Source organism: Terrabacter sp. 2TAF16 (assembly GCF_052115065.1).
Classification (GTDB): domain Bacteria; phylum Actinomycetota; class Actinomycetes; order Actinomycetales; family Dermatophilaceae; genus Terrabacter.
Map to the genome: position 1 here is coordinate 69,865 of NZ_JBFRFZ010000004.1, position 26,640 is coordinate 96,504.

Genomic DNA, 26,640 nt, shown 5'->3' on the forward strand with positions numbered 1-26,640 from the left:
CGGGTCGGCCTGCGCTGTCAGGCGAGGACCCGCTTCAGCTCGGCGTCGGCCACGGTCTTGACCTTGGCGATCTCACCGGCCGGGTCGGCGCCCTCCTTGACGATGCGGTTCATCGCGTCACCGAAGGCCGTGGCGCACTTGGGCGTCCACAGGATCGGGCTCTGCGCGTGGCCGACGTCGGTGGCGAGCTTGGCCGCCTCGGCCGCCTGCCCGCTCGTAAGCGTCGAGGCCTGGCCGATGAGGCTCGTGCGCGACGGGATGTGGAAGCCGTAGGCCGTTGCGAAGTCGAGCTGGTAGGCGGTCTGGTCGATCCACAGCCACTTCGCGAACTTCTTGGCGGCCTCGACGTCCTTGCTCTTGGCGCTGACGCACGAGCCGTAGGCGCCGACGGGGACCGACGCCTTGCCCTGGCCGTCGAGGGCGGGCCAGGCCATGACGCCGAAGTCGTCACCGAGGCCCTTCTTGAGGTCGGGGAAGGTCCAGAGGCCGGTGAACTGCATCGCCGTGAGGCCGGCGGTCAGGGCCGAGGGGTCGAACCAGTCCTTGGGCGCCCCGAGGAGCAGCACCTTGGCGTCCCACATCTCGCGGAGCTTGCCGAGGGCGGTCGCCGCGCGCGGGTCGTCGAAGCCGAACTGGTTGTCCTTGGTGAGGTAGTCGAGCCCGGCCGACCACAGCATCGGGCCACCCATGAGGCCGGCACCACCGTCGTTGCCGAGGAAGAGGCCCTTGACGTTGCCCTGCGTCAGCTTCTTCGCCGCGTCGATGAGCTCGTCGATGGTCTGGGGTGGCGTGATGCCGGCCTTGTCGAGCATCGACTTGCGATAGACGAGCAGCTGCATGTCGACGACCTGTGGGATCGCATACGTCTTGCCCTCGTAGGTCATCCGCTCGAGGATGCTCGGGTTGAAGTCGGACTTCGTGTCGCCGATGAGGTCGGTGAGGTCGACGACCTGTCCGCCCTTGATCATGTCGATGGTCGGGCCGTTGCCGTACTCGAAGACGTCGGGCCCGGCGTCCGTGAGCAGCGAGGCCGCGGTGGACTGGTCGTAGTCGCCGGGCTTCCAGCTGACCTTGACCGTGGCGTCCTTGTAGGCGGCGGCGTACTTCTCGACAGCCTGCTGCGTGCCGGCCTCGCCGTACTGGTGGTACCACTGGTTGAGCGTGGTCCCGCTGCCGCCTCCGGTCGCGCCACCGGTGGCTGCCGGCTCGCGTCCCGTGTTGCTGCCGCACGCGGCGAGCGCACCCGTGACCGCAGCGGCACCGCCGAGCGCGAAGAGCGAGCGCCGGGTGAGGTTGGCCCCGAGGGCCTGGCCGATCTCGCGACCGATCTGCTTGTCAGACATAGGGTTCCCCTGCGTCCTTCCTGCCCGGGTGTGCGGGCACCGTTCACGACGGGGCGGGCGCTCGGCCAGTCTGCTCGACCTCGCCCACCCGCCGATCGTATGCCCGTTACCTCCGCGTATGCCGGATGGGCCACCCCCGGAGGTCAGCGCGGCTCAGATGGTGGCCGGGGAGTTGAGCGGGTTGTCGCTCAGGGTCTCGGGGGCCGTCTGGAGCAGCTGCTCGACGAGGAGCAGGGTCTGCTCGTCCTCGAGGGTCATGCGGCGGCCGAAGTGGCCGCGGGCCAGGGCCACGCCCGCACCGACGCGCAGGATGCTCGACCGGACGTCGGTCCGCGTGTCGGGGTCCATGCGTTCGAGCAGCCGGCTCACGGAGAGCAGTCCGGAGACGACCGGTCGGCCGTCGAGCTCGAACTCGTCGAAGAGCCAGAGGCGCTCTGCTGCAGCGGTGCCGAGCAGCTCGCGCCCGGGACCCTCGCTGCGCAGGGCCGCGTCGGTCACGGCGTCCCAGAAGGCGCCGCGCTCGTCGTCGTCGAAGCGGATGCGGCCGGCCAGGGCGCTCAGCACCCACACGGGGGCGAGCCGGAGCGTGAACCACTCCTGCTCCGACCACTGCTCACGCCACTGCGACACGACCGCCACCGCCTCTCACGCGCTCGGGGCCCCTCCAGCGTACGACCGCCCCGCCCGTCAGGTCGCGGAGTCCACCGCTGGTAGACAGGAACCGTGCTCGACGACAACGCCGTCCTGACCGCCCCCACGGTCCTCACCCTGGTGGGCAGCTCAGGGCTGTCCGCCGAGGTCCTCGCCCACGGCGCCCTGCGCCGTCTCGAGGCCTTCGGCACCAGCCTGCTGCTGCACCCCGCGACCGTCGCAGAGGCAGGTCTGACGAACGTCCACCTGCGCGTGCACCGGCCGGACGGCATCCGTCGTCGGGCCCTGCTGGGCCCCGGCAGCGGCTCGGTCGTCACCTCGGTCGACGGCGCCGTCGTCGTCACCGGCCGCCACGAAGGCCTCGACTACCGCCTCGTCCTCACGCTCGGCGACGGGTCACCCGAGACGCCGACGTGGCACTGGGACCTCGAGCTGACGAACACGACGGGCGAGCCCGTCACCGCCGATGCGGTGCTGACCCACGACCCCGCTCTGGCGCCCCTCGGCAACGTCCGGGTCAACGAGTACTACGTCAGCCAGTACCTCGACCTCACCCCGGTCGCGACGGACGGCCACGGCACCGCGGTCGCCGTTCGCCAGAACATGCCCGGTGAGCGCGTCCCGTGGCTCATGGTCGGGACGACCGGCACGGGCACCGGCTGGGCGACCGACGCCCTCCAGCTCGCCCGCCGCACCGCGCACGGTGTCGACTGGGCCGGGCTCGACGCCGTCGACCTGCCGAGCGCGCGCCTCCAGCACGAGCACTCGCTCATCGCCCTGCAGGACGCCCCGGTCGAGATCGCACCCGCCGACACCCACCGCACCGGCTTCTGGGGCATCGCCCTCGAGGACCACCCCGAGGCCACGTCCGACGCCGACGCCCGCTGGGCCGACGCCGCGATCGCGGCCACCCCGACCCCGTGGGCGCCGGCGGGCGACGGCGCCCACGGCCAGGCCCTCGGCGGTGCAGACGACGCCGCGACGCCTGCGACGCTGTGGTCGTCCAGCCCGGCCTTCGCGTCACGGCCACTCGACCGCGCCGAGCTCGGCGACGCCGGCCTGCTCGAGCACCGCACCGACGTCGAGACGGCCGACGACGGCACCGAGCTCGCGTGGACCGTCCGCGGCGGGCAGCTCGTCACCCTCGCCAAGGAGCTCGCGGTCCTGCGCCCGCACGGCCACCTGCTCCGCACCGGTGACACCTTCACGCCCGACTCGCGCTCGCTCGCGTCGACGGTGTGGATGGCCGGCACCTTCCACTCGCAGATCACCCGCGGCCACGTCGGCCGCGACCCGGTCGTGACGGGCCGCCGCACCTACCTCGGCCTCCAGCGCGCCCACGGCGTGCGCCTCTTCGTCGAGGACGCCAACGGCACGTGGAGCCTCCTCGAGACCCCGAGCGCGTGGTTCACCGGCCTCGACCACTGCACGTGGTGGTATGCCGCCGCGTCGGGTCCCGTGCTCACCGTGACCTCGAGCGCGCCTGCCGACGAGCACGCCCTGACGCTCTCGGTCGGGCAGCACGGCGCGGCTCCGCGACGGGTGCTGCTCGCGCTGCAGGTCGCCGACGACCTGTCCGACGCCCCGTCGGTGGCGACGGCCGACGACCACCTCGACGTCACGACGGCGAACGACCCACGGCCGTGGCGCGTCTCGTGGACCGGACCCGGAGACCCGGAGGTCGGCGACGCCCGGCTCCAGGCCGACGGCGTCGGCCGCGGACCGGGCTGGCTCACCGTTCTCTTCGACCCGAGCGATCAGCTCGAGGTCGTCGTCCGCTCCGCCCCGGGCGCCGGTGAGGCCGCGGCCGGCGAGGTCGTGCCCTCGGGTGAGCACCTCGGAGCATCGTTCTGGGACAAGGCCGGTCACGCCGTCGCCCTCGACGGCTCCGCGCTCGGCGAGGCCGGTTACCAGGCCGCGAACCTCTCGGCGGCGCTGCCGTGGTTCACGCACAACGCCTTCGTCCACTACCTCTCGCCGCGCGGGCTCGAGCAGTTCTCGGGCGGCGCGTGGGGCACCCGAGACGTCTGCCAGGGTCCGGTCGGTCTGCTCACGGCGCTCGGCCGTCAGGACGCCGTCCGCGACGTGCTGCTGCGCGTCTTCCGCGCCCAGAACGCCCGGGGTGACTGGCCGCAGGCCTTCGAGTTCCTCCCGCCGCTGCCCGAGACCGGCCAGCAGGACTCACACGGCGACGTCATCTTCTGGCCCGTCCTCGCGGCCGGCGACTACCTGCGCACGACCGGTGACGCGAGCCTGCTCGACGAGACGGTCGCCTTCGTCGGCGACGACGCACTCGGCGAGCCGGCCAGCGTGGCCGAGCACCTGCGTCGTGCGGTCGCGCGCATCGCGGAGTGCACGGTCCCCGGGAGCCCGCTGCCGGCATACGGCCACGGCGACTGGAACGACTCGCTCCAGCCGGCCGACCCGCACCTCGCGGCCCACCTCGTCTCCACGTGGACGGCGGTGCTCCAGACGCAGTCGCTGCGCACCCTCGCCGAGGGCCTCCACGCGGTCGGTGCGCCCAACGGCGCCTCGGCCCTGGCCGCCGACGCGGACGAGCTCGCCGAGCGCACCCACGACGCGCTCCTCGACCAGCTCGCGGCCGTGGCGTCGGTGCTTCCCGGCTACCTGCTGCAGCACGAGGACGGGCACTTCGAGCCGCTCGTCCACCCGAGCGACGAGCGCACCGCGCTGCACTACGGCGTGCTGCCGTGGATCCACGCGATCGGCGCCGACCTGCTGACGCCCGAGCAGGCCCGCCACCACCTCGACCTCATCGAGGAGCACCTCCTCGGACCCGACGGGGCGCGGCTCTTCGACCGGCCGGTCAGCTACGTCGGTGGCCCGATGGCCGTCTTCCAGCGGGCCGAGGCGAGCACCTTCTGGGGTCGCGAGATCGGGCTCATGTACATGCACGCCCACCTGCGCTACGCCGAGGCATTGGCCCGTGTCGGTGACGGCGCAGCCCTGCTCACCGCTCTCGCAAAGGCGAGCCCCGTGGGCCTGGACTCGCTCGTGCCACAGGCCCGCCCGCGCCAGACGACGTGCTACTACTCCTCGTCCGACGGCGCCTTCACCGACCGCTACGACGCGTCGGAGCGGTATGCCGCGCTCATGGCCGGCGACGTGCCCCTCGAGGGCGGGTGGCGCGTCTACTCCTCCGGCCCCGGCATCGTGCTGCGGCTCGTCACCGAGGTGCTCCTCGGCATCCGCCAGCGCGGCGACGACGTCGAGATCGACCCGGTCCTGCCACCGAGCGGCGACGCCGGCGCCTCCGAGCTGACCGCGCGGCTGCCGCTGGCCGGGACCGACCTCACGGTCCGCTACGTCGTCGGGCCCGTCGGCCACGGCGTCCGCCGCGTCACCGTGAACGGGCGCGAGCTGAGCCTGCGACCGCTGACCAACCCCTACCGGCGAGCGGGTGCGGCCGTCCGGACCGCCGACCTGCTCGGGCTCCAGACTGCCCAGACTGCCCGGACTGCCGAGGCCACCGACGCCACGGCCCCGACCAGCGAGATCCTCGTGGAGACCCACTGACATGACCGACGTACCGCCACGCCGCCCACCCAGCAGCGGCCGTGGCTCGATGCCACCCTGCCCGTCGAGGAGCGCATCGACCTTCTCATGGCCGAGATGACCCTGGCCGAGAAGGTCGGCCAGACCCACCAGGTCGCCAACATCAACCCGGACGACGACGCCGCCGAGATCGCGTCGGGCCGGATCAGCTCGAGCCTCTACGCCTCGGGCGCGACGGCCGGCAACGAGCGCGACGAGGGCGTCCTCGTCGGCAACATCGACGCCGCCCAGAGGCATGCCGTCGAGGGCAGCCGCCTCGGCATCCCGCTCCTCTTCGGCCGGCGAGCGACCCTGCCGCGAGGTCGTCCAGCTCTACTTCCGCGACCCCGTCGCCCAGGTGACCCGTTCCCTCGTCGAGCTGACCGACTGGGCGCTCGTCGACCTCGAGCCCGGCCAGGCACGCGAGGTCACCTTCGACGTGCAGGCCTCGCGATTCGCATACGCAGGCCGTGACCTCACGACGCGTGTCGACGAGGGCGAGATCGTCCTGCTCACCGGGCCCGACGCGGCCCGCCTCCAGTACGTGTCGGTGACCATCACGTCCCCGAAGGCCTCCTCATGATCGAGACCGTCCAGCGCCCGATCCGCATCGACGGCGAGCCCGTCATGGCGCCGTGCGCGTCATCAACAACAGTCATCGTCGACGCCCTCCCGATCGAATTGGCCCAGGGGAGCGGGCGCTCCGCCCCCGAGAGCGACGGCGCGGAGAACGGCCGGGGGCGCGACAAGAGTTCGCACCCCAGCCGCTCTGCTGCTGACCAACGGACCGACCGCGAGTAGCCCCATTCCGCCGCGAGTTGACCCCGCCCCGACCCGCACACATGTCCGCACGGACGGGGTTCGACACACGTCAGCTGCACGAAGGGTTCGGGCGCTCGACAACCCAGCCCGATGTCGGGCAGCGTTGGGAGTATGGCTGAGACCAAGAAGAACGCGAAGAGCGAGTTCAGCGCGGAGGAACGCGCCGCGATGAAAGCGGCCGCCGCTGAGCGCAAGGCGTCACAGAAGCAGCAGGACCTGGACAAGGCCCTCGCAGATGTGATTGCCCAGCTCCCGGAGGATGAACGAGCGATGGCAGAGAAGATCGATGCGATCGTGCGCGAGCACGCTCCGGAGCTCGCGTCCAAGACGTACTACGGCATGCCCGGATGGGCACGCGACGGCAAGATCTGCGTCTTCATGCAGCCGGCGACGAAGTTCAAGGTCCGGTACTGCACGATCGGCTTCGATCCGACTGCGAACCTTGACGACGGCAACATGTGGCCGACCTCCTTCGCCCTGCTGAAGATTGGACCTGCTGAGGAGGAGAAGATCATCGCTTTGGTGAAGCGGGCCGTCTCCTGACACGCCGCTGCAGGACTGTGCGCTTGGGCCCGGCCTTCTTGCTTCCCGGGCGTGGAGCGGCCCCCACCCCTGAGGTTCAGGAGTGGGGGCCGCTCGTACTGGAAGACGGCGCTAGGGGCTGACGAACCCCCGTGCCGGCCGGGTCACCGGGGCCAGAGCGTCTCGTCGAGGTTGGCCAGGGTGCCCTTCGCCAGGTTGTCGGTGTCCTTGGCGGTCAGGCGTCCGGGAGCGAAGCCACTCATCGAGCCGGAGACGGGCAGGTTCAGCCGCGTGGAGCGCAGGTCGACGGCATACGTGCCTGAACTGGTGTCGACAGCGATGACGCCGTTGCTCGCTCCACTCACGACGAGTCCCAGCTGGTGTCCGGCCGGGACGACGATGTCGTTCGCGGCCAGCTCGACGGTGACCTGGTGCTTGCCGGCGCCGTCGAGACGGGCCCAACCGCGGGCCAGCACCTGCAGCTGGGTGGTCTGCAGGCGACGCGTGACGTCCTTGTAGCAGGCGTCGTCGGTGGCGATGGACTCGCCCCAGCAGGTCTCGGTGGCCAAGGTCAGGGCACCGTCACCGGTGGTGCTGACCCGGTCCATGGCGCCGTAGTCGACGAGCATGACCGACACCTGCCCGACCGGAGCCGAGTGGGTCACGGTGAGGTCGACCGTCGGCGTCCCGGAGATCCGGACGTCCTTCGTCAGCCCTCCGGCGAGGAACTGCACCCGGTTCGGGTTGGCGGCCAGCGAGACGGCGTTCGTCTCGGACAGGCGGGAGTTGTTGACGTAGGACGCTGTAGCCGTGTCCTGCTTGCCCAGGGCCAGCGTGCCGTCCTCGCGCGGGTTGAGCGACATCGTGCGCGCGGACTGGATGGGCCACGTCTTCGACGTCTCCCACTGGTTCGGGGCGGTCTCGACGCGGACGGCCGGCTCGCGGTCGATGCCGTTGTCGATCCCCATGAGCTCGTGGTCGAACCACCGGTTGAGGGTGGTGACCCACTCCTGCCGGTCGTGGTCGAACGGGTCGACGTGGCCGAGCCGGCTGAGCCACATCTTGCGCTCGACTCCACTCTGCCCCAGCGCTTCCCACCACTTGGAGGCGTTCATCGTCTTGACGTTGGTGTCCTGGAGCCCGTGGACGATGAAGACGCTGGCCTTGACGTTGGACGCGTCGTAGAAGGTGCCGTCGCGATAGTCCCGCTCGGCCCAGAAGTCCGTGTAGGCGCCGGTGGAGTCGGCGTCGTTGGCGTCCATGTATGCCAACCGCGCCGAGCAGTCCGTGGGGATGGTGCGGCGCTGGGCGATGGTGCGCGAGAGGCTGCTGGCGTAGTGGCGCGACTTCACGGCGCCCTGCCAGCGGTTGTAGTCGTACCACGAGCTGATCGCGCTGATCGGAACGACGGTCTTGAGCCCGTCCACGCCGGTGGCGGCGACGCCGTTGGCGAGCGTGCCGTCGTAGGACTTGCCGATCATCCCGGTGCTGCCGTTGCTCCAGGACGCCTGGACGACGGCGCCGCTCGAGTCGTGGGCGCTGCCCTTGCCGTTGAGCCACTCGACGACCGCCTTGGCCGACTCGACGTCGGAGCGGCCACCCTCGTCGGTGCACCCGGTCGATCGGGCCGTGCCGGCCATGTCGACAGCGACGAACGCGTAGCCGCGTGGGACGAAGTAGTTGTCGTAGTAGAGCGGGAACTTCGTCGGGCTGCCGTCAGCCGCGTACTCCTTGAACTCGCCGTCGTTGCCGCGGCCGAGGCTGAGGTAGTAGGGGCTGGCGTCCATGATGACCGGCACCCGCGCAGTGCCGTCGAGCTCGCGCGGCCGGATGATGTCGGTCGCGATGCGTTCTGCCTTGCCATCCCCGTCCAAGTCGGGCGTGTCGACCCAGACGGTCTCGCGGATGGCGGTCGTGTAGTCGTACCTCGGCGAGGTCATCCCGTCGACCAGAGTGACGGGCGGGGCGTCGGTGGCGCTGGTCGGTGCGGCGTTGGCCTCCCCGACAGTCCCCATGGCCAACGGTGCGGCCACGGCGAGCGAGCTGGCGAGGGCAAGGATCCTGGCTTTCATGTGAGTCCTTCCTGCCCCCGGGACCGGCGACGTCCCTTGAGGGTGAGGGGCTTTCACAACGTAGCGAGCAAATGCCGGGAAAAGGAGGGCACGACGAACCAGATGCTTCCCTGTCCGCTTTCCTGTCCGACTGTCACTCCACCGTCTCGCTCCTGACGGGGCCAGCGGCCCCGCAACAACCCGGCTGGTCGGCACGCCGGAGCCGGCACAGCAGGTGATGCCGTACCGGCTCCAGAGTGCAGATCAGATGTCCGCGTGCGACGCCCGCTCCGTCAGGCGAGCACCTCGTAGGTGACGACGAGTCGCACGTAGCTGATGTCGTAGTCGTTGTCGTAGAAGTCGTTCGGCACATACAGAGTCGTCTCGACGGCCCGTGAGGAGTTCACCAGCCCGGACGCGGACACTGAACCGATGGTGCGCCACGCGCTCGCCGTGCCGGTGTAGATCTCGGGGGTGAACGCGTAGTTCGAGGTGCCCCACTTCGTGAAGCCGGCGCCGAGCGTCGACGTATCCATCGAGAACCCGTAGGTCTGCACCTTCAGCGAGCTGTAGCTGACCGCGGAGGGTACCGAGAAGCGGTACACGGCTCCGGCAATCTGGTAGCCGTCGTAGGACGCGCTGCACGTGTTGGCCAGCCACAGACCGTAGGGGTTGAAGTACGACAGACTCAGGCTCGCTCCGGCGCAGTAGTCGTCGCTGCCGCCGGCGCTGTAGAACTGGCTGCCTCGCTTGTCGAGCGTGGCCGTCTTCGTCACGAGCCGCTTGCTGCTCACGGTGACGGAGTACTTGGCGCTGGAGCGCCGGTTGCCGGCTGGGTCCTGAGCGGTCAACGTCCAGTAGTACGTGCCGCCAGCGACGAGGGAACCTGCGTTGTTACGACCGTTCCAGATGATGCTCGCCCGGCCGGTGCCTCGAGTGCCGCTGACGGATCGAACAAGGGTCCCGCCGCTGGTCCGGACCGTCAGCGTGATCGTCGCCGCCTCGCTCAACGTGAAGGCCGGCGCGAACGTGTCACGGTAGGTGTCCGGGTACGGGTAGAACCCGGAACCGCTACCCGTGATGGAGCTCATCGTCGGGGCAAGCTGGTCCACGCGGACGTTGATCGTGGCGAGGCCGCGCAACGTGCCGGCACTCGTCGTCCGCGTCGTGACGAGCTCGACCTTGTAGGCGCCGCTCGTGGCGCGTGCGCCGCCGTTGAGCAGACCGTTCCAGACGAAGCTGCGGGTGCCCGCGGCAAGCGTGCCGAGGCTTCCGGGGCCGCGAACCACAGTGCCGGCAGCGTTGCGGACCTGGTACTTCACCGTCTCGCTGTCGGGCAGGTAGTACGTGAGCTTCGTGCTGTCGGAGCGACCGTCACCGTTGGGGCTGAACACGCTCGGGCTGACCCCCGTGAACGTGGGGTGCAGTGACTGGTTCTTGAACGACACCGCGGTCGAGGTGGGGCCACTGCAGGTGCCGCCAGTTGTGCAGCTGACGGCCTTCACGGTGTGGGTTCCATCGGTGAGCGCGCTCACCGGGTAGGTCAGGGCGTACGGCGCGCTGGTGTCCTGCCCGCGGCGTACACCGTCGATGAAGAAGGCCACGGCGCCGCCCGGCGCGGTGGCGGTGAACGTCGCGGACCCGGAGACGAGCTGCGACGGCCGCGGCGAGGTGATGACGGGCGCCGCGTTGCCCAGCGCGACGGCGACCTGGGTGCCCGCCGTGTTGCACAGGTCTTTAAGGCTGCAGTCGACAGCGCGCAGGGTGTGGGCGCCGTTGGCCAGCCCCCACGTCGACCAGGTGGTCGTGGCGGTGCCGCTGTTGCTGGCCACGGGCGCACCCAGGGGAGCGCCGTCGACGAAGAAGCGGACCTTGGGTGCGGTGGAGGCTGCGGTCAGGGTGACGACGCCTGTGACGGACGACGCGTCGGCGGGGTTGGTCAGCGCAGGCACGGTGTTCGGCGCGACCGCGTCGAGAGCGGCGCGGAAGTCGACCTGTCCTGTGCCGAGCCCGAGACCGGTGTAACCGTGCGCGGTCGTCACGATGGCTGCACGGATGTCGGCGGCCTTCGCGCTGGGGCTTCGCGACCACAGCAGTGCCGCCTCAGCGGCCACGAGCGGTGCGGAGAACGAGGTGCCGTCCGCGGTGTCGTAGTCGAGCTGGAAGCCGGAGCTGGCGCTGGTGGGCGAGGTGCTCGTGATGGAAGTGCCTGGGGCGGCCACGGTCACCCAAGAGCCGTACTGGGAGAACGACGCCCGGTGGCCGGCGGCATCGGTGGCTCCCACGGCGACGACGCTGGGGTAGGCAGCGGGGTACGCGGGGAGCGTGTCGGCATCATTGCCGGCGGCGGCAACGACGAGGACGCCCTTGCTCACGGCGTACGCGACCGCGTCGGACTCGACCTGGTCGGGCGTGTCGCCGGAGAAGCTCATGTTGATGACGTTCGCGCCGTGGTCGGCAGCCCAGATGATGCCGGCGGCTTCGGTGTCAGTGAACACCTGACCGTACGGGTCTGCGACCTTGACGGCCATCACGCTTGCGCCCATCGACGCGCCGGCGACGCCGATCTCGTTGTCGGCGGTGGCGGCTGCGACGCCCGCGACGAAGGTGCCGTGGCCGATCTCGTCGACGACGTCGCTGCTGCCGTCGAACGCGTTGTAGGTACCGACCACTCGGTCGGTCAGGTCGGGGTGGTTCACGTCGAGGCCGCTGTCGATGACGGCGATGCGCACGGCAGCGTCACCATGCTGCACGTCCCACGCGGACGGCGCGTTGACCGCCTCGAGATAGGGGGCGCTGGCCGAGTACTTCTCGTCGTTGGGCACGAACGTCAGCGTTCTGCGGCTGACGATGTCGACGTGCTCGACGTCAGGGCGTTGACGCAGGGCGGCGGCCATGGATGCCGCATCAGCCTTCGGGACCTCCACGGACACGGTGGCCAGCTGGCGCATCATGCGCCGCTGGACACCACCTTGCGCTGTGGCTGAACGTGAGACCTCGGTCAGGGCCTTGGCTGCGCCAGCACCGCCTCGGACCTTCACCGACAACACGACCCGGTCGGAGTCACGCTGCGCCGCAAGGCCGCCCAACCGACCGCCTGCTCCGCGTCCCGTCGGCGCCGGCGTTCTGACGGGCTGGCCGTGCAGCTCCTCCAGCCGCTCTCGCTTCGTGGTCGGCGAAGGGCTGCCATCAGCCGCGGTTGCTGCTGATCCCGTCGGGACGAACAGGCCTATCGCGACGGTGGCAGCAACGAAGCATCGGCGACGAGCGCCCATAGAAGAACTCCCCTGTATGGCCCGCGCGGCCCGGTGGGCTGACACGCGGCATTGATCTCCCGCGCAGGACTGCAGCGGGCCGAGATCGGAATGTATCGGCGGATTTGTCCCTCCGAGGGACGAATCGCAAAACTCGGGCGCCGGCATCCCGCTGCTTGTGGGGGGAGCCCCGGGGACGCGCCAGCGGCGCCGGCCTCGGCAGAGGCGAGTGGACCGGGAGCTCAGCCCACACTCACACGGTTTCGCCCGCCGGGCTCAGCGGCTGGGGCGGGCCAAGGGGGTGCCATCCAGGGCGTAACGGAACGCAACCAGCGAGTCGAAGACCTGCAAGACCCCGGCTTCCTGCAGCTCACCGACGGAGAAGCCGCCGGTGCGGACCCCGAGGGTCGGGATGCTGAGCTTGGCCGCTGCCTGGGCGTCGTAGATCGAGTCGCCCACCATGATGGCGCTGGCGCCATCGACCTTGGCGAGCGCCGCTGACACGATGTCCGGCTCAGGCTTGCTCTTCTCCACGTCGTCCGAGGTCGTCCAGGCATCGGCGAGGGACTTGCCGTCGATGAGGTCGAGGAAGGCCTCGACGTGCTGGGTCTTGCCCGAGCTGGCGAGCACCAGCCGGAAGCCGCGCTCCTTGACCTCGGCCAACAGCTCGTGCGCGCCCTCGAAAGGCTGGATCTCGCCGATCAGCTCGTCGAACTCCTCCGCCCACGCCTCGCGCAGGTCGTCCCCGTGGGCTTCCTCGGCCTCACGACCGGCGACCGCCGAGACGAACTGGTCGCCACCCATCCCGATGCCGCGATGGATGCGCCACATCGGCCGAGTGATGTCGTAGCGGCGCAGGGCGCGGAACCACGCCAGCGCATGCTGGTAGTTGGTGTCCACGAGAGTGCCGTCGACATCGAAGATCGCCGTATCCGCCATGCCATCCTCATACCCCGCAGGGCAGCAGTGACCAGCCCGCGCGCGGTTGACGATGGACGCGGGGCCGGCCGGAGACCGTCGGCTCAGCGCTGCCGGCCTACGTCCCCGTGGGACGCGTCGACGGCCCGGAGCCGTGGTGTCGACGATGACGGCGAGCTGCCCAGCGGGCTGCTTCGTTGGCAGCAGCCGCCGCGGCGACCGCCAGCGTCAGTGCCGTCAGTGCCAGGTCTCCCTTGTGGTGATCCCGCAGACGCATGCCTCCACCATGCCCGCTGTCGCGTGCTGCAAACGCCCTCTCTCGGCCGGAGAAGCTCGGGACGTCTGCCGCGACCCCCGCTGGCCCGGCGACGGTGCCAGACACCGACGCGGTTGACGGCATACGGAATCAGTCGTTGGACGCGCCCAGATGACGGACGAGCTCGATGCCGACGGCGAGCAGCAAACCCAGGAAGCCGCCGATCGCCATGAGACCGCCGGGGTTGTAGAACGTCTGATCGCCCACGCTGACACATTCCGTCTCGAACCCAGCCAGCTGACACGGGCCCTTCAGGACGAACCACAGCAGGAGGGCGAGCACTCCACCGCCTATCGGCGCGCTGAAGAAGGTCACCGCCGTCTGAGAGTTGGACTCAGCCATTCCTCGACGGTAGGGCGCGAGCAGAGCGCGCGCAGGCGAATCGCACACGTCACCGCGTCCAGGTCGACAGGTGCGCCGCAGCAGGCGATTGGCATGGCTGGGGTCGAGCGTCACCACCGTCCGAAGGGCGACATCCCACCCCTGACCGTCGAGAGACGATGGGCCCTGAAGGCCGCGCCTCAGGCCTCGAAACCGGTGGGTCGGATGACCCGGGCCGGGACTCCGGCGGCGATGGTGTCGGCGGGGACGTCCTTGGTCACGACCGCTCCGGCGCCGACCACGGCGCCGTCGCCGATGGTCACGCCGGGCACGACCGTGACGTTTGCTCCCAGCCACACGTTGCGGCCGATCGTCACGGGGGCCGGCTCCATGTCGGCGCGCCGCGCCGGGTCCATCGAGTGGTTCAGCGTCGTGAGCGTGCTGCCGTGGCCGATCAGCGACCCGTCTCCGATGGAGATGCCGCCGGTGTCCTGGAAGCGGCAGCCCATGTTGATGAAGACGCCCTCGCCGAGCGTGAGGTTCTTGCCGAACTCGGAGTAGAACGGCGGGAAGACCGTCACCGACTCAGCCACCTCCCGACCGGTCAGCCGGGAGAGCAACGCCCGCACCTCGTCCGGCGAGCGGTAGGCGCCGTTCAGCTCGGCGAGCGTCCGCAGCGCCTCCTGCGACGCCTCGTGCATGAACGCGTGCGCCGCGGAGCCGCCCTCGATGAGGCGTCCGGCGTTCACGTGATCGAGGAACTCCTGCAGCTGCACCGCCATCACCCGGCCTCGACGGTCACCGTGACGGGACCCCGCAGGTCCGCGACCTGCGCAGCGGCGCCCTCGTCCAGGCGGCCGAGGACGACGATGCCGGGGAAGTAGGACTGGTCGCCGTAGTAGAGGACGAGGTCGTTGCCCGGGGCGTAGTAGCCCACGTCTCCGACGTCCGGGTCCGCCCCCTCCGGCTGTCCGTCGAGCGAGAGCGGTGACGGCAGCGGTCCCGTCTTCTCCACCCCGCCGTGGTCGACCATGTCGATCGTGAACGGTAGCTGTGCGAGCAGGTCACGCGCCGCGGCGCTGTCGTCGAGGGTGGCGCCGAGGCGCCGGCCCCCGAGCGTGATGACGATCTTCACCTGTTGGTCCTTTGCGTGGTCGGTCGACGGAAGTGGTGTGGATGGCGTATGCCGTGTGGTGGCGGTCGCGATGGTCTGCGCGCGGCCGGGCGCCTCCCGGGCGTCGACGGTCTCAACCGTCGAGCCACAGCCCGCGGTCAGGACCGTCGTCAGCCCGAGGGCCACCATCGGGCCGTGCGTCCTTCTCGAGAGCAAGCCCACACTCACAACGTCAGCAACACCTTGGTCGCCCGACGCTCGTCCATCGCCGCATAGCCAGCGGCAGCCTCCGAGAGCGGCAGGGTGAGGTCGAAGACCTTGCCGGGGTTGATCTTCCGGTCCCAGATGAGCTGGATCAGGTGCGGCAGGTACTCCCGAACCGGTGCCGGTCCGCCGTGGAGGTGGACGCCGGCCATGAACAGCTCGTCGCCGGGGATCGCGACGTCGTGCGACACCCCGACGAAGCCGACGTGCCCACCGGCCCGCGTCGAGTGGATCGCCTGCATCATCGCCTCCTGCGTCCCGACGGCCTCGATGACCGAGTGCGCCCCGAGCCCGTCGGTCAGCTCCTTGACCCGCGCCACGCCGGCCTCGCCGCGCTCCTCGACGATGTCGGTGGCACCGAACTCGCGCGCGAGCGCCTGACGGTCCGCGTGGCGGCTGAAGGCGATGATCCGCTCGGCCCCCAGTTCCCGGGCGGCCAGAACGCCCATCAGTCCCACCGCGCCGTCGCCGACGACGGCCACCGTCTTGCCCGGGCCCGCATCGGCGGCCACCGCGGCGAACCACCCGGTGCCGAGCACGTCGGAGGCCGCCATGAGCGAGGGGATCAGGTCGGCGTCCGGCTGCCCCGGCGTCGCCACGAGGGTGCCGTCCGCGAGGGGGATCCGCGTCAGCTCGGACTGGGTGCCGATCGTGCCCATGAGGACGCGGTGCACGCAGTACGCCTGGTAGCCGGCCCGGCAGATCTCGCACGTGTTGTCCGACGCCCAGAACGACCCGACGACGAAGTCGCCGACCGTGACGGTGCGCACCTCCGAGCCGACCTGCTCGACGACGCCGACGTACTCGTGCCCCATGACCTGGTGGTCGACCGGTTCCGCACCGCGGTAGGGCCACAGGTCGCTGCCGCAGATGCACGTCGCCGTCAGGCGGATGATCGCATCGGTCGGCTCGATGATCTGTGGATCCGCGCGCTCCTCCACCCGCACGTCGCCGGGCTCGTACATGACCACTCCACGCATCGCGTGTTCCTTCCATCGTCTCGTCGCGAGCCCACGGCCCGCCGGGCCCGACGGCCCACCACACGAGTGAAGCCGCCGGCGAGAGACCGAGGAAGTCCCTGTCGAGGCACGTACTGACAGGGCACCTCTCACGGCTCGGCCCACCCCTCGACGCGGCCTAGTCTCGAAGGCGTGGACAACCGCCAAGAGGTGCGCGAGTTCCTCATGACCCGCCGCGCCCGCATCACCCCCGACCAGGTCGGCCTGCCCGTCAGCCGCGGCCGACGCGTGCCCGGCCTGCGTCGCAGCGAGGTCGCGACCATCGCCGGGCTCAGCGTCGAGTACTACGCCCGCCTCGAGCGAGGCCAGATCGCCGGCGCCTCGGCCGGCGTCCTCGACGCGCTCGCTCGCGCCCTGCAGCTCGACGACACCGAGCGCGCGCACCTGCTCGACCTCGCGAGGGCAGCGGACGGCATACCCACGTCCGGGCGTCCGCGCCGACGCGCGGCCGGCAAGCCTGCGTCCCGGCCCAGCCTGCAGTGGGCCCTCGAGTCGATCCGCGACGCCGTCGCCTTCGTGCGCGACCCCCACCAGAACCTGCTCGCGACCAACGCGCTCGGCCGCGCCTTCTACTCGCCGGTCATCGGCGAGGGCGGCCGCCTGCCCAACCTCGCCCGCTTCCAGTTCCTCGACCCGGCCAGCCGCGACTTCTACCCCGACTGGGAGCTCTTCGCCGGGATGTGCGTCGGCATCATGCGCACCGAGGCCGGCCGCGACCCGCACGACCGCGGCCTGCAGGACCTCGTCGGCGAGCTCTCCACGCAGAGCGAGGTCTTCCGGCGGCTCTGGAGCGCCCACGACGTGCGCACCCACGGCACCGGCACCAAGCGCTTCACCCACCCCGTCGTCGGCGAGCTGACCCTCGCCTACGAGGAGCTCGCCATCACCGCCGAGCCCGGTCTCGTCCTCATGGTCTACACCGCCGAGCCCGGCTCGCCCTCGGCCGAGCGACTCCAGCTGCTCGCCTCCTGGGCCGCCGACACACCGGGCCCCACCGCGACCACTGACACTGCGATCCCCAACAGTCAGAAGGAAACCCATGCAGATCACCCGTAGCTCCGTCGACACCGTCCAGGGCCCGAGCGACTGGTTCACCGGCGACGTCTACATCGACGCGGTCGCCGCCGCGCCCGCACCGTCGCGCGTCTCGGCCAACCTCGTGCACTTCATGCCCGGCGCCCGCACCCACTGGCACCGTCACCCCCTGAGCCAGACCGTCTTCGTCACCGAGGGCGTCGGCCTCTGCCAGCGCCGCGGCGGCCCGATCGAGGTCATCCGCCCCGGCGACCGCGTCCTCTTCGAGGCCGACGAGGAGCACTGGCACGGCGCCGCGCCCACCCGGCTCATGGTGCACGTCGCCATCAACGAGGGCGACGACGACCACGACGTCGTGCACTGGCTGACCCCCGTCTCCGACGAGGAGTATGCCGCCGCCCCCTCCCTCTCCGACTGACCGACCCAGCCCTGCCGTCGACACGAGCGGCCCGGCCCGGGACGCCCGCAGGCCTGCGGAGGCGGTCTGTTAGACGGTCTCGGGAGAGCCCTCGAAGGAGCGCTCGAGGGAGGCCAGGGTGTGTGACCGCTCCCTCGTCACCATTCGCGCGGCCACCGGCTTGAACACGCGAGCCACGCCGTAGAGCTCCGCCTCGGCGGTGTGGTGGACGACCGTGGAGTCGCCGTCGACCTCGAGCACGTAGCGCGGACGCGCCTGGGTGAGCGGGTGGCCGAAGATGCTGAACGTCTCGCTGAAGGCGAGGCGCGTCGACGGCACGTGCTCGGTCACCTCCCCGACGAAGCGGCCCATCCGCGTCCGGTCGACATACGTCGTGCCCGACCGCACCGGCAGCGCGGACGTCAGCTCCGTGCCGCCGAACACGCCGTCGCGGTGCATCCACTGCCGATAGCCGGGGAGATCGGCCAGCCGCTCGAACACCTCGCTCGCCGGCCGACGGATCACCGTCCGCGCCTCGAACCGAATCACGCTCCCAGCCATGAAGCCTCCTCGATCGGTGCGGCGACCACTCAAGCCTAGGCAGGTCGAGGTGATCTGCCTACATCATCAGGTGCCACAGCTGACGGCACGTCCCTGACGCGGCTGCGGTTGCCGGGCAGGGTCAGGACTGCCGTTTGCGGCGGTGCGTCTTACCGCCGGCAGCTGCCCATCCTGACTGCCGGCGCTGTGACCCTTTCTGATGAGTTGGTGCGGGCCTGTAGCGAACCCGCTCATGGGCCGCCGGCGATATCGGCCAGCGAATGCGAGGGCTCGCCGGTAGCGCACGCGACGGACTCATCAGAAGTCGCCAGAGCGGGTTGTCTGCAGCACGTAGTCGGCCACCGACCGAGGCTGCACGAGTGGCAGCAAGTGCCCACCCGGAAGGACGTCGACCTCGACGCCCAGACGGTCGCGAGCGATCCGGCGCTGCAAGCCAACCGGGAAGAAACGGTCGTCAGCGCCCACGAGGACACGGATCTTGACCGCTGGCCAGGCCGTGAAGTCACACACCGATTCAAACCCGACGTCGGCCTCGGCGCGCTGATACGGCTCACCTTCGGCGGCGACCTCGGGATCGACATCGTGCAGAAAGTACGTCGCTACGTCGAAGGGACCGTAGCCACCAGCGCGGGCTGCCTCCTCTTGGGCTTCGAACGCCCCGGTGTGCGCCCACCAGTCGCGAGCCGTCTCGCCCGGATCAGGGATCATCGCGTTGACCAGCACCACCTCACGGACGGGCACCCGCTCGCAGACGAGCGGCACGGTGAAGCCTCCGAGCGACCCCGCGACGAGCACGACGTCCGAGCGTGAACCGACCGCGTCCACCACCAGCTCTGCGTAGCGGTGCAGGCCGGCGGCTTCGTCGTCGCCGGGCAGATCGACCGCGATCACTTCGTGCCCGGCCTCGAACAGGAACCTCGCGACTCGACTCCAGACCCACGCCGACCCGCCTGCTCCCGGAATGAGAACGAAGGTAGGCACACCTGACTGTAACTAGACCGATAGGTCTTCGCGTGACCGTCGCACGACTGCGTCCAACCGCCGCCTATGGCGGGCATGCCGCAATGAGTGGCAGTTGAACGCTGGCGCTTGATCCCTGGGTGGTGCAACTGTTTCCTGGACGCTCCACCATGATTCGCGCGTCGGGAAGGAGCAGATGAGTGTTCGCACATGTGAAGCAGGTCGGATTCGTCGGCGTCAGCGACCTGGATGCCGCCGAGCGGTTCTACGGTGGCGTTCTCGGCCTCGATCTCGTCGACGCGCGACCGTTTGCGTTGGTCCACGACACGCCCACCGGCCAGCTTCGCATCACAGCGGTGGAGGAGGTCCGCACGGCGCCCTACACGGTTCTGGGGTGGATCGTCGCCGACCTGGACGGCGAGATAGACCGACTCACCGCGGCCGGCGTCACCTTCAACCGCTACGACGGCATGTCCCAAGACGACCGCGCTATCTGGACCGCACCCGACGGCGCCCGGATCGCCTGGTTCCACGACCCCGACGGCAACAACCTCTCCCTGCAGTCCTGAGCGTTCTGCGACCCGAGCGTCGCGCCGACGCCTGGGTGATTGCGGGGCCAGACCCTGACGCGGCTGGACACGGTCGGTCCACGACTTCCGGGTGCACCGGAAGCACCGGAACGTGGGCTCGTCACCGGGTCGGCGTCGGCACGAGCAGGTCCAGCTGCCGAGGCGAAGCTCCGCGGCGCAAGGCCGCCAGGCAGCCGTCGTAGGGTCGGAGCGTGGAACCGGGACAACCGAGTCGGACGGCCGTCTTCGTCTGTCAGGGCCGCGCCGTGGCCGACGGGCGAGCCGGGGTCGAGCCGTTCGCCGACCCCGTCGCCGAGCGGCTGTTGTCTGATGCGGAGCTCGAACCCGTCCGGCTGGCTCGACGCGGTGAGCTCCCCGACGACGGCAACGCCCGGTTAGCGGTGCAGTCGGTCAGCGCCTGCGCCGCGGTGATGGCGCCGCGCACCGTGCTCATCGACGCCGCGGTGAGCAGGACGCTCGCGCAGAGCGGGAACTGGCAGGTCGTCCTTCTGGGTGCCGGGCTCGACGGCCGGCCGTGGCGCCTGGCCGCGTTGCGGGGGATCACGGTGTTCTCAGTGGACCACCCGGCATCCCAGGCCGACCTGCGCCGGCGTGCCGAGCCCCTTTCCTCGCCGCTCTGCGACCTGCGCTTCGCCGCCGTCGATCTGACCCACGAGCCGCTCGGTCCGCGGTTGGCCGCCGCCGGGCACGACCCGCTCCGGCCTACGGTGTGGATCTGGGAAGGCGTCATTCCCTATCTCTCGCGCGCGCAGGTCACGGCCACCGTCGACGCCCTCACCGAAGTCTCCGCCACGGGCAGCGTCCTTGTCGCGCAGTACCAGTCACGCTCGGTGTCGGCACAGGTCGGGCGGCGCGTGGCCGGACTGGCCTCCCGCCTGTCGGGTGCCTCGTCACCCTTGGCCGGCGAGCCCTGGCGGTCCCTGTGGTCCGAGCGACAGATCGCCCGGCTCCTGTCCGAGCGCGGCTGGGCCGTCAACAGCGATGTCAACCTCCTCGCGAGCACGGCTCGCTACGACACCCCGTACGGCAGTGCCGGGTCACTCGCCAACGGTCGAGTCGCCGTTGCTCGTGCCAGAACGCGAGCCATCTGACAAAGCGGCGAGCCGGCCGGGAGGTCGCTGGGCCGACCCCGAAGGCCCGGTTCGTCGGCCCCTCCTGCCGTGGAGGCCACGGCGGTCCTGAGCCCTCGTCAGCTGACCTTGATCGTCAGGATCTTCGAGGTGCCGGACGCGCTGGCGGTGGTCGCATCAGCGACGACGCGCACCTGCCACGTGCCGCGTGCATACTTCACGCCGGCCGAGACCTGACCGAGCGTGTTCGTGGCAGGTCTCGTGACGGTTCGCCACGTCGCTGTGCCCGAGGCCCTGACCTGTACCGAGACCCGTCGACCGGCACTCACCGGGTAGAGAGTCGCCTTGACAGGGTAGATCCGGCCGGCGACCCCCGTCGTGGGTACGCCTGATGCGGTGACCTTCGCCGCGACCTTGCTGTAGAGCTGCGCAGACGTGGCCGAGCCGTTCCAGCCTGGCCGGGCCGCGACCACCGTGCGCCAGTAGGCGTTGTACTTCAGCACCACCGGGACTCGCACGCTGCCCGTGGACGTCGTCCGCGTCGACGTGACGGTCCGCCAGGTCGTGGACCCGGCCGTCCGCGTCTGCAGGGCGACGGGCACCCCCGGGAGCATCTCGTTGTTCAGCTGCTGCACGCTCATCGTCACGTATGCCGTCGCACCCGACGTTCCTGTCGTGGGCACACTCAGGGCTGTCCGGACAGCGGGGTCGACCCCGATGTTCACCGTCTTGGTGCGGGTCACCCCGTCGCTGTCGGTGAAGGTCAGGGTCACGGGGACGACGTGGAAGTCCGGGACCAGTCCCGGGTAGCTCCCGGGCAGGGACTTCAGCTGGATCGTCCCGGTCACGGCGAGGCACGAAGAACTGCAGGTGCCCGATGCGAGAGTCGCGGCACCGGTGGGGGCAGCCTTCCACGACCGGATCTGCGGAGCCGGCGTGGCCGCTCCGGCGCGAGAGGTCAGCGTGAACGCGAGCGTCCCGGACGCGTTCTGCACGACCGGCCCGTTGACCGTCGTCGTCGCCGTCACACCGGCCGCCGCGACGGAGGTGGTCGACGTGGCAGTTGCGGTCCGCGAGTTTCCCTGCCAGTCCTGCGGTCCGGTCGTCTCCGTGTAGACGACCGACACCGCGTGAGCACCCGCCGCGAGCGGCTGTTCGTAGTCCCAGATGCCGCCGGTGACGGTCGGAGTAATGAGCGGCACCTTGACCTTGATCGTCGACGGGCAGACCGAGTAGCCCTCCGGGCTGACGGAGCAGTAGTCGGCCCAGGGGAAGGACTTGACGGTGCCGGCCGGCGACGCGGTGTTCCCGTCGAGGTAGACGTCGACTCGCTTCGGTGCGAACGGCGACCAGTCCGGACCCACACTCACGGTGACCTCGGCCACCCCACCGGTCCAGCCGTTGGCCTGGGTGGGCGTCCGGGGGACGAGCCTGTCCGTGCGCGCCTCCGGCCCGGAGTAGTAGGTGACCTCGCGGGTGACGATGTCCGACGGCTTGCCCGCACCGTCGAACGCCACGAAGCGCAGCGTGTAGTGCCCGGTCGTGAGTCCGGTCGTCGGGATGCTCCCGGTGACGAGGGACTGGTGCTGGGCGTCCAGAAGCGTGCCCGGGAAGGAACCGCGCCAGCGCACGTCGGGGCCGAAGAGGGTGGCCTCGAGCCGGTCGACGCCGGCCCCGTACGGGCTCACGTAGGCGGAGACCTGAATCGGGTCGGTGCCGACGACCGGCAGGCGCGTGTACTGGTCCTGCATGCCGGGCCACAGCTGCGGGCGCGCGTTGCCGACCTGCATCAGCTCGCTGGACGAGGAGGCACGCACGGTCGATCCGGACTCCGTGGTCCCGTCGACCGTGGCCTCCATCGTCGCGTAGCCGTCGGGCAGGCTCGTCTCGCCGGCGAGGGGGTCCGAGCCCGGGTCGATCCACGAGACCGTGTCGACCACGACGGTGACGTCACACTCGGGGGCGCACGTCGTGGGGACGTCGCTGGTGCCCGTGCGTGACCGTGTCGCGTCGTTGAGGGCGGTGACAGCAACCGTCGCAGCGGTGGGAGTCACGCCCGATGCTGCGGTGACATGGACGACGACCGACTGCTGGCCGGACAGGACGTCGACGCCGGGGACCGGCGACGTGATCTGCGCCGACAGCTCCGCGGGCACCGGATCGGCGGTTGCCGGTGTGACGGCGAGCGTCGCGGACATCGTCAGAGTCGCCGCGACGGCGGTGGCGCGCGCAAGAAGGCGCATGGCGGTGGGTCCTGTTCGGCGAAGGGCGCCACCGGCACGACCGCCGCGGCGGGCTCATGCTAACCGCGCCGGCCGGCGCGGACGGACAAACCGCCACACGTCCAGCGACACCGTAGCCCCAACGGTCGAGGCGCCGTGGCTCGACTCGGAGCGCGATCGAGCTGACGTGCGGTGAGTCCGCTGGGAAGTCGCTGGGCAGAGCCCGCAGACGCCCGGTTCGTCCATCGCACCTGCGTACCGTGTAGGCACCGGTCCTCCCTCCCGTGAAGGGGTCTGAACCATGACGGCACCGACCGCGGCTGCCACCGCCACCGCACGCACCGCCCGACCGGGCTGGCTGCCGCCCCGATGGCTCGTCGTCGCCGCTGTGCTCGTCCTCGCGGTCGTGCTGACCGACGCGGTGTCCCAGGCCGTCGTGCCCTTCATCCGCCGCGACGACTGGCCCTTCCTTCTGCCGCCGCACACCCCCTTCGCGTCGAACGTCTACGCCAAGAACCTCTCCGAGGGCCGCTGGCTCAACTGGGCCTGGTGGGTCGGCATCGGCCAGCACAGCGCCCCGCTCACGGCGTCGCTGACGTACGTGACGGCATACGTCGTCTTCGTCGCGGGCCTGTGGCGCGTGCTGCGTCCGGTCGACCGCGAGCTGCACTGGGCGATCGACGCGCTCCTCGGCCTCACGGTCTTCGCGTCGGCGCTCTGGGTGCAGCTGCTCTACTGGCCCGGGACCCTGACGCCGTCCGTCCTCATCGCGGCCACCGCGGTGTGGACGCTGCCGTGGGCCTCGCGCACGCGACCGAGGCTCGCGCTGTGGCTCCTGCTCGCCACCGTCCTGACGACTCTGACCTACCCGCCGGTGGGCGTCGTCCTCTTCCTCGCTGCCGTCGTCCAGATGCGCGCCCGCCCGTGGAAGGACGTGCTGCTGCTCGCCGGTGGCTACGTCGTGGCGTACGCCGTGGGCGTCGCCGTCATCTACGGCCTCAACGGCATCTTCTTCGGGCACCTCGGACTCAAGATCGCCGCGTGGCGACACCCCAACCCGCTCCACGACCTGCACACCCTGCGGGTCAACGCCGGCCGGTTCGCGCGCGAGGTGCTCCGCCTCGGGTCGGCGCTGTGGATCGCCGCCCTCGTCGGGATCGTCGCCGTCGTCGCCGCGTGGCTCGATCGCACGGTCCGGCCGTTGCTGCTGCGTCTCGTGGTCGGGCTCGCGGTCGTCGTCGCGCTGAGCGCAGCGCAGACCGTGGTCACCGGCGTCGTCACCGACCCGCGCGGCGAGCTCTGGGCGTGGATGGCCGTCCTCGTCCCGGCGGCCCTGCTGCTCGGTGGCGTCGGGTGGTCGCCCCGCATCGGGATCGCCTGCCTCGCCGCGCTCACGGTCTTCGGCGTCCTGACGTGGCGGGCCGACATCGGCGCCCACCAACAGACCCGGAGCGAGTATGCCGCCCTCGTCGACCGCGCGACCGCGCCGGGGCCGTCGGGCACCCGCCGCCCCGTCGTGCTCTTCCAGGACCCGGCGCAGCGAGCCACGAGCAAGGGCTCGATCATGGCCGGCACGCTGCGGATGATGGTGCGCCAGGCCCAGGGCGGGGTCGTGCCGCGGTGGTGCGCGCCCGCGGAGTGCGTGCGCATCAAGGCAGCCGGGACCCAGGTCGCCGACCTCGGGACGGTCGTCGGCGTCGTCGTCCCGCCCCCACCGGTCTGGATCTGAGACCGGCCGGCGGGGACGCGTCGACTACTTGACGGACCCCGCGGTGAGGCCGCCGACGAGGTGCTTCTCGATGATCGCGAAGAGGATGACGACCGGCACGACGGCGATGACCGACGCCGCGAAGAGCTGGTCCCAGTGCTGCTCGTAGCCGGTGATGTAGGCCCGCATGCCGACGGTCAGCGGCTTCTTGTCGTCGTCGATCATGAGCGTCAGGGCCACGACGTACTCGTTCCACGCCGCGATGAACGTGAAGATCGTCGCGGTGACGAGGCCCGGCAGCGTCAGCGGCAGCATGACCCGGCGCAGGATCTGCCACCGGCTCGCGCCGTCGAGGGCCGCCGCCTCCTCGACCTCGAGCGGGATCGAGGAGAAGAAGCCGTGCAGGATCCAGATCGCGAAGGCGAGGTTGAACGCCGCGTTCGTGAGGATGAGGGCGCCGTAGGTGTTGATCATGTTGAGCTCGAAGAACTGCCGGTAGAGGCCGACGACGAGCGAGGTGGGCGCGAACATCTGGGTCACGAGCACGAGCAGCAGGAAGAGACCGCGCCCCGGGAAACGGTGCCGGGCCGTCATGAAGGCCGCGGGGATCGCGACGAGGATGACGATCACCGTCGAGCCGGTCGCGACGATGAGCGAGGTCTTGAGCCAGTTGAGGAACCGCTCGTCGCCGAGGATCTGGGCGTAGGTGTCCCACTGCCAGACCTTCGGCAGGATGCTCGGCGGCGTGCTCTTGACGTCGCTGCTCGTGCGCAGCGAGTCGAGCACCATGACGAGGTAGGGCGCGATGAAGACGAACGCGACCAGCGCGCCACCGATCGCCATGAGGATCCGCTTGCGCCGCTTGGGATCCCGGTTGTATGCCGTGGGCTTGCCTTGCGGCGCAGGCGTGCCCGCAGCGCTCGGCGCGGGGGCCGTCGTCGTGCTCATCGGCTCGTCTCCTCGCGCCAGTTGATGATCTTGAGGTAGATGCCGACGACGACGAGGATCAGCAGGACGTTGAAGATGCCTGCGGCTGCCGACATGCCCACGTCGTGCTCCTGGCTCTTGAAGGCCAGCTTGTACATGAACGTGATCGTCGTGTCGTGCAGGTAGCCGGGGTTGCGGTCGTTGAGGGTGTAGATGATCGGGAAGCTGTTGAAGACGTAGATGACGTTGAGCACCGTCGCGATCATGAGCGCCGGGCGCATCAGCGGGAGCGTGATGTTCCAGTAGCGCTGCCACGGGCTCGCGCCGTCGACGGTGGCCGCCTCCATGACGTCGTCCGGGATCGCACCGAGGCCGGCGATGAAGACGAAGATCGTGAAGGGAAGCGACACGAAGACGCCGACGACCACCATCGAGAACATCGTCCAGCTGTCGTCACCGAGGAAGTCGATGGGCGTGCCGATGACGTGCAGGCTCAGGAGGATGTGGTTGATGATCCCGTAGTTGTAGTCGTAGAGCAGGACGAAGAGCTGGCTCGTGATGACGAGCGAGGCGGCCCACGGGATGATGACGGCCCACCGGACGAAGCGTCGTCCCGGGAAGCTCTTCACGAGGAACTGCGCGAGCGCGAGGCTCAGGACGATCGTGATCGCCACGACCGCGACGACCCACACGACGGTGTTGCGCAGCACGGTGCCGAGATCGGGGTGCTCGAGCACCTTGACGTAGTTGTCCCAGCCCGCGTCACCCTTGCGCAGCCCGGTGATGGAGTACTCGCCGCGCGAGGCGTCGAAGAGCTTGATCGCCGGGTAGAGCACGACGCCGAGGATGAGCGCGAGAGCCGGCGCGAGCCACAGCAGCGCGACGAGGGGGTGGACCTGGCCGATGCGTCCCGCACGGCGCCGACGACCGGCGCGGGACGGCATACGCGAACGACGGTCCCCCGACCCCGCCACGGGGGCGGGATCGGGGGACACCGTGGTGCTGTCGCTCATCGGGGCT

The 26,640-nt window shown here is 70.3% G+C and carries 23 protein-coding genes; 9 read left to right on the top strand and 14 right to left on the bottom strand.

Translation table 11 applies throughout. The annotated features are described in order from the left end of the window. Positions 1-17 precede the first annotated feature (17 nt). Both AB4Z14_RS05860 and AB4Z14_RS05865 read right to left on the bottom strand, forming a co-directional pair. Positions 18-1,343 carry an ABC transporter substrate-binding protein gene (locus AB4Z14_RS05860; protein WP_442274387.1) on the bottom strand — a complete coding sequence of 442 codons (1,326 nt, stop codon included), beginning with the start codon at positions 1,341-1,343 and terminating at the stop codon, positions 18-20. Between the two features lie 153 nt (positions 1,344-1,496). Continuing rightward, positions 1,497-1,973: a hypothetical protein gene (locus tag AB4Z14_RS05865; protein WP_442274388.1), complete on the bottom strand. Its 477-nt coding sequence runs from the start codon at positions 1,971-1,973 to the stop codon at positions 1,497-1,499. Between the two features lie 93 nt (positions 1,974-2,066). On the opposite strand from AB4Z14_RS05865, the gene AB4Z14_RS05870 reads away from it, so the two are divergent. The 4 genes from AB4Z14_RS05870 (at position 2,067) to AB4Z14_RS05885 (ending at position 6,914) form a co-directional block, all read left to right on the top strand. Continuing rightward, positions 2,067-5,531: a GH36-type glycosyl hydrolase domain-containing protein gene (locus AB4Z14_RS05870; protein ID WP_442274389.1), complete on the top strand. Its 3,465-nt coding sequence runs from the start codon at positions 2,067-2,069 to the stop codon at positions 5,529-5,531. Between the two features lie 274 nt (positions 5,532-5,805). Continuing rightward, positions 5,806-6,132 carry a fibronectin type III-like domain-contianing protein gene (locus tag AB4Z14_RS05875; RefSeq protein WP_442274390.1) on the top strand — a complete coding sequence of 109 codons (327 nt, stop codon included), beginning with the start codon at positions 5,806-5,808 and terminating at the stop codon, positions 6,130-6,132. Continuing rightward, positions 6,129-6,350 (top strand): hypothetical protein, encoded by a 222-nt coding sequence (locus AB4Z14_RS05880; RefSeq protein ID WP_442274391.1) that lies wholly within the window; start codon positions 6,129-6,131, stop codon positions 6,348-6,350. Before AB4Z14_RS05875 ends, AB4Z14_RS05880 begins: the two co-directional genes overlap by 4 nt. A gap of 132 nt (positions 6,351-6,482) precedes the next feature. Continuing rightward, positions 6,483-6,914 carry a hypothetical protein gene (locus AB4Z14_RS05885; RefSeq protein WP_442274392.1) on the top strand — a complete coding sequence of 144 codons (432 nt, stop codon included), beginning with the start codon at positions 6,483-6,485 and terminating at the stop codon, positions 6,912-6,914. Positions 6,915-7,057: 143 nt separating this feature from the next. Here AB4Z14_RS05885 and AB4Z14_RS05890 read toward each other — a convergent pair whose 3' ends face one another. The 7 genes from AB4Z14_RS05890 to AB4Z14_RS05920 all read right to left on the bottom strand — a co-directional run bounded on the left by AB4Z14_RS05890 (position 7,058) and on the right by AB4Z14_RS05920 (position 16,111). Beyond that, on the bottom strand, positions 7,058-8,965 hold the full coding sequence (locus AB4Z14_RS05890) for a CocE/NonD family hydrolase (protein ID WP_442274393.1): 1,908 nt from the start codon (positions 8,963-8,965) through the stop codon (positions 7,058-7,060). 272 nt (positions 8,966-9,237) lie between these two features. Further along, entirely contained in the window at positions 9,238-11,898 is a 2,661-nt protein-coding gene (locus AB4Z14_RS05895; RefSeq protein WP_442274394.1) for a S8 family serine peptidase, read from the bottom strand. Positions 11,899-12,474: 576 nt separating this feature from the next. Beyond that, positions 12,475-13,137: an HAD family hydrolase gene (locus AB4Z14_RS05900; protein WP_442274395.1), complete on the bottom strand. Its 663-nt coding sequence runs from the start codon at positions 13,135-13,137 to the stop codon at positions 12,475-12,477. A 385-nt stretch (positions 13,138-13,522) separates the two neighbouring features. After that, positions 13,523-13,774, bottom strand: a complete 252-nt coding sequence (locus tag AB4Z14_RS05905; RefSeq protein ID WP_442274396.1) for a hypothetical protein — start codon at positions 13,772-13,774, stop codon at positions 13,523-13,525. A gap of 179 nt (positions 13,775-13,953) precedes the next feature. Next, the gene (locus tag AB4Z14_RS05910; protein WP_442274397.1) at positions 13,954-14,535 is read right to left on the bottom strand and encodes a DapH/DapD/GlmU-related protein; all 582 of its coding nucleotides are present in this window, start codon (positions 14,533-14,535) and stop codon (positions 13,954-13,956) included. Then, entirely contained in the window at positions 14,535-14,888 is a 354-nt protein-coding gene (locus tag AB4Z14_RS05915) for a cyclophilin-like fold protein (protein ID WP_442274398.1), read from the bottom strand. Before AB4Z14_RS05915 ends, AB4Z14_RS05910 begins: the two co-directional genes overlap by 1 nt. A gap of 203 nt (positions 14,889-15,091) precedes the next feature. Beyond that, the gene (locus tag AB4Z14_RS05920; RefSeq protein ID WP_442274399.1) at positions 15,092-16,111 is read right to left on the bottom strand and encodes a zinc-dependent alcohol dehydrogenase family protein; all 1,020 of its coding nucleotides are present in this window, start codon (positions 16,109-16,111) and stop codon (positions 15,092-15,094) included. Between the two features lie 171 nt (positions 16,112-16,282). Between AB4Z14_RS05920 and AB4Z14_RS05925 the strand changes: the two genes are divergently transcribed. Both AB4Z14_RS05925 and AB4Z14_RS05930 read left to right on the top strand, forming a co-directional pair. Beyond that, positions 16,283-17,206, top strand: a complete 924-nt coding sequence (locus tag AB4Z14_RS05925; protein ID WP_442274400.1) for a helix-turn-helix transcriptional regulator — start codon at positions 16,283-16,285, stop codon at positions 17,204-17,206. Beyond that, on the top strand, positions 17,190-17,603 hold the full coding sequence (locus tag AB4Z14_RS05930; protein ID WP_442274401.1) for a (R)-mandelonitrile lyase: 414 nt from the start codon (positions 17,190-17,192) through the stop codon (positions 17,601-17,603). Before AB4Z14_RS05925 ends, AB4Z14_RS05930 begins: the two co-directional genes overlap by 17 nt. A 69-nt stretch (positions 17,604-17,672) precedes the next feature. Here AB4Z14_RS05930 and AB4Z14_RS05935 read toward each other — a convergent pair whose 3' ends face one another. Both AB4Z14_RS05935 and AB4Z14_RS05940 read right to left on the bottom strand, forming a co-directional pair. Beyond that, on the bottom strand, positions 17,673-18,143 hold the full coding sequence (locus AB4Z14_RS05935) for an SRPBCC family protein (protein ID WP_442274402.1): 471 nt from the start codon (positions 18,141-18,143) through the stop codon (positions 17,673-17,675). A gap of 297 nt (positions 18,144-18,440) precedes the next feature. Further along, the gene (locus AB4Z14_RS05940; protein ID WP_442274403.1) at positions 18,441-19,124 is read right to left on the bottom strand and encodes an alpha/beta fold hydrolase; all 684 of its coding nucleotides are present in this window, start codon (positions 19,122-19,124) and stop codon (positions 18,441-18,443) included. Positions 19,125-19,315: 191 nt separating this feature from the next. On the opposite strand from AB4Z14_RS05940, the gene AB4Z14_RS05945 reads away from it, so the two are divergent. Beyond that, the gene (locus AB4Z14_RS05945; protein WP_442274404.1) at positions 19,316-19,672 is read left to right on the top strand and encodes a VOC family protein; all 357 of its coding nucleotides are present in this window, start codon (positions 19,316-19,318) and stop codon (positions 19,670-19,672) included. Positions 19,673-19,884: 212 nt separating this feature from the next. Then, the gene (locus tag AB4Z14_RS05950; RefSeq protein ID WP_442274405.1) at positions 19,885-20,784 is read left to right on the top strand and encodes a class I SAM-dependent methyltransferase; all 900 of its coding nucleotides are present in this window, start codon (positions 19,885-19,887) and stop codon (positions 20,782-20,784) included. A 98-nt stretch (positions 20,785-20,882) separates the two neighbouring features. On the opposite strand, the gene AB4Z14_RS05955 is transcribed toward AB4Z14_RS05950, so the two are convergent. Further along, positions 20,883-23,006, bottom strand: coding sequence for a hypothetical protein (locus tag AB4Z14_RS05955; RefSeq protein ID WP_442274406.1), 2,124 nt, complete (start codon positions 23,004-23,006; stop codon positions 20,883-20,885). 280 nt (positions 23,007-23,286) lie between these two features. Here AB4Z14_RS05955 and AB4Z14_RS05960 point away from each other — a divergent pair, with 280 nt between their 5' ends. Beyond that, positions 23,287-24,714, top strand: a complete 1,428-nt coding sequence (locus AB4Z14_RS05960; protein ID WP_442274407.1) for a hypothetical protein — start codon at positions 23,287-23,289, stop codon at positions 24,712-24,714. Positions 24,715-24,738: 24 nt separating this feature from the next. Here the strand turns inward: AB4Z14_RS05960 and AB4Z14_RS05965 are convergent, their stop codons facing one another. After that, complete coding sequence (locus AB4Z14_RS05965) at positions 24,739-25,641, bottom strand: carbohydrate ABC transporter permease (protein ID WP_442274408.1); 903 nt, start codon at positions 25,639-25,641, stop codon at positions 24,739-24,741. Next, the gene (locus tag AB4Z14_RS05970) at positions 25,638-26,633 is read right to left on the bottom strand and encodes a carbohydrate ABC transporter permease (RefSeq protein ID WP_235508551.1); all 996 of its coding nucleotides are present in this window, start codon (positions 26,631-26,633) and stop codon (positions 25,638-25,640) included. The genes AB4Z14_RS05965 and AB4Z14_RS05970 overlap by 4 nt, the downstream gene beginning before the upstream one ends. Positions 26,634-26,640 lie beyond the last annotated feature (7 nt).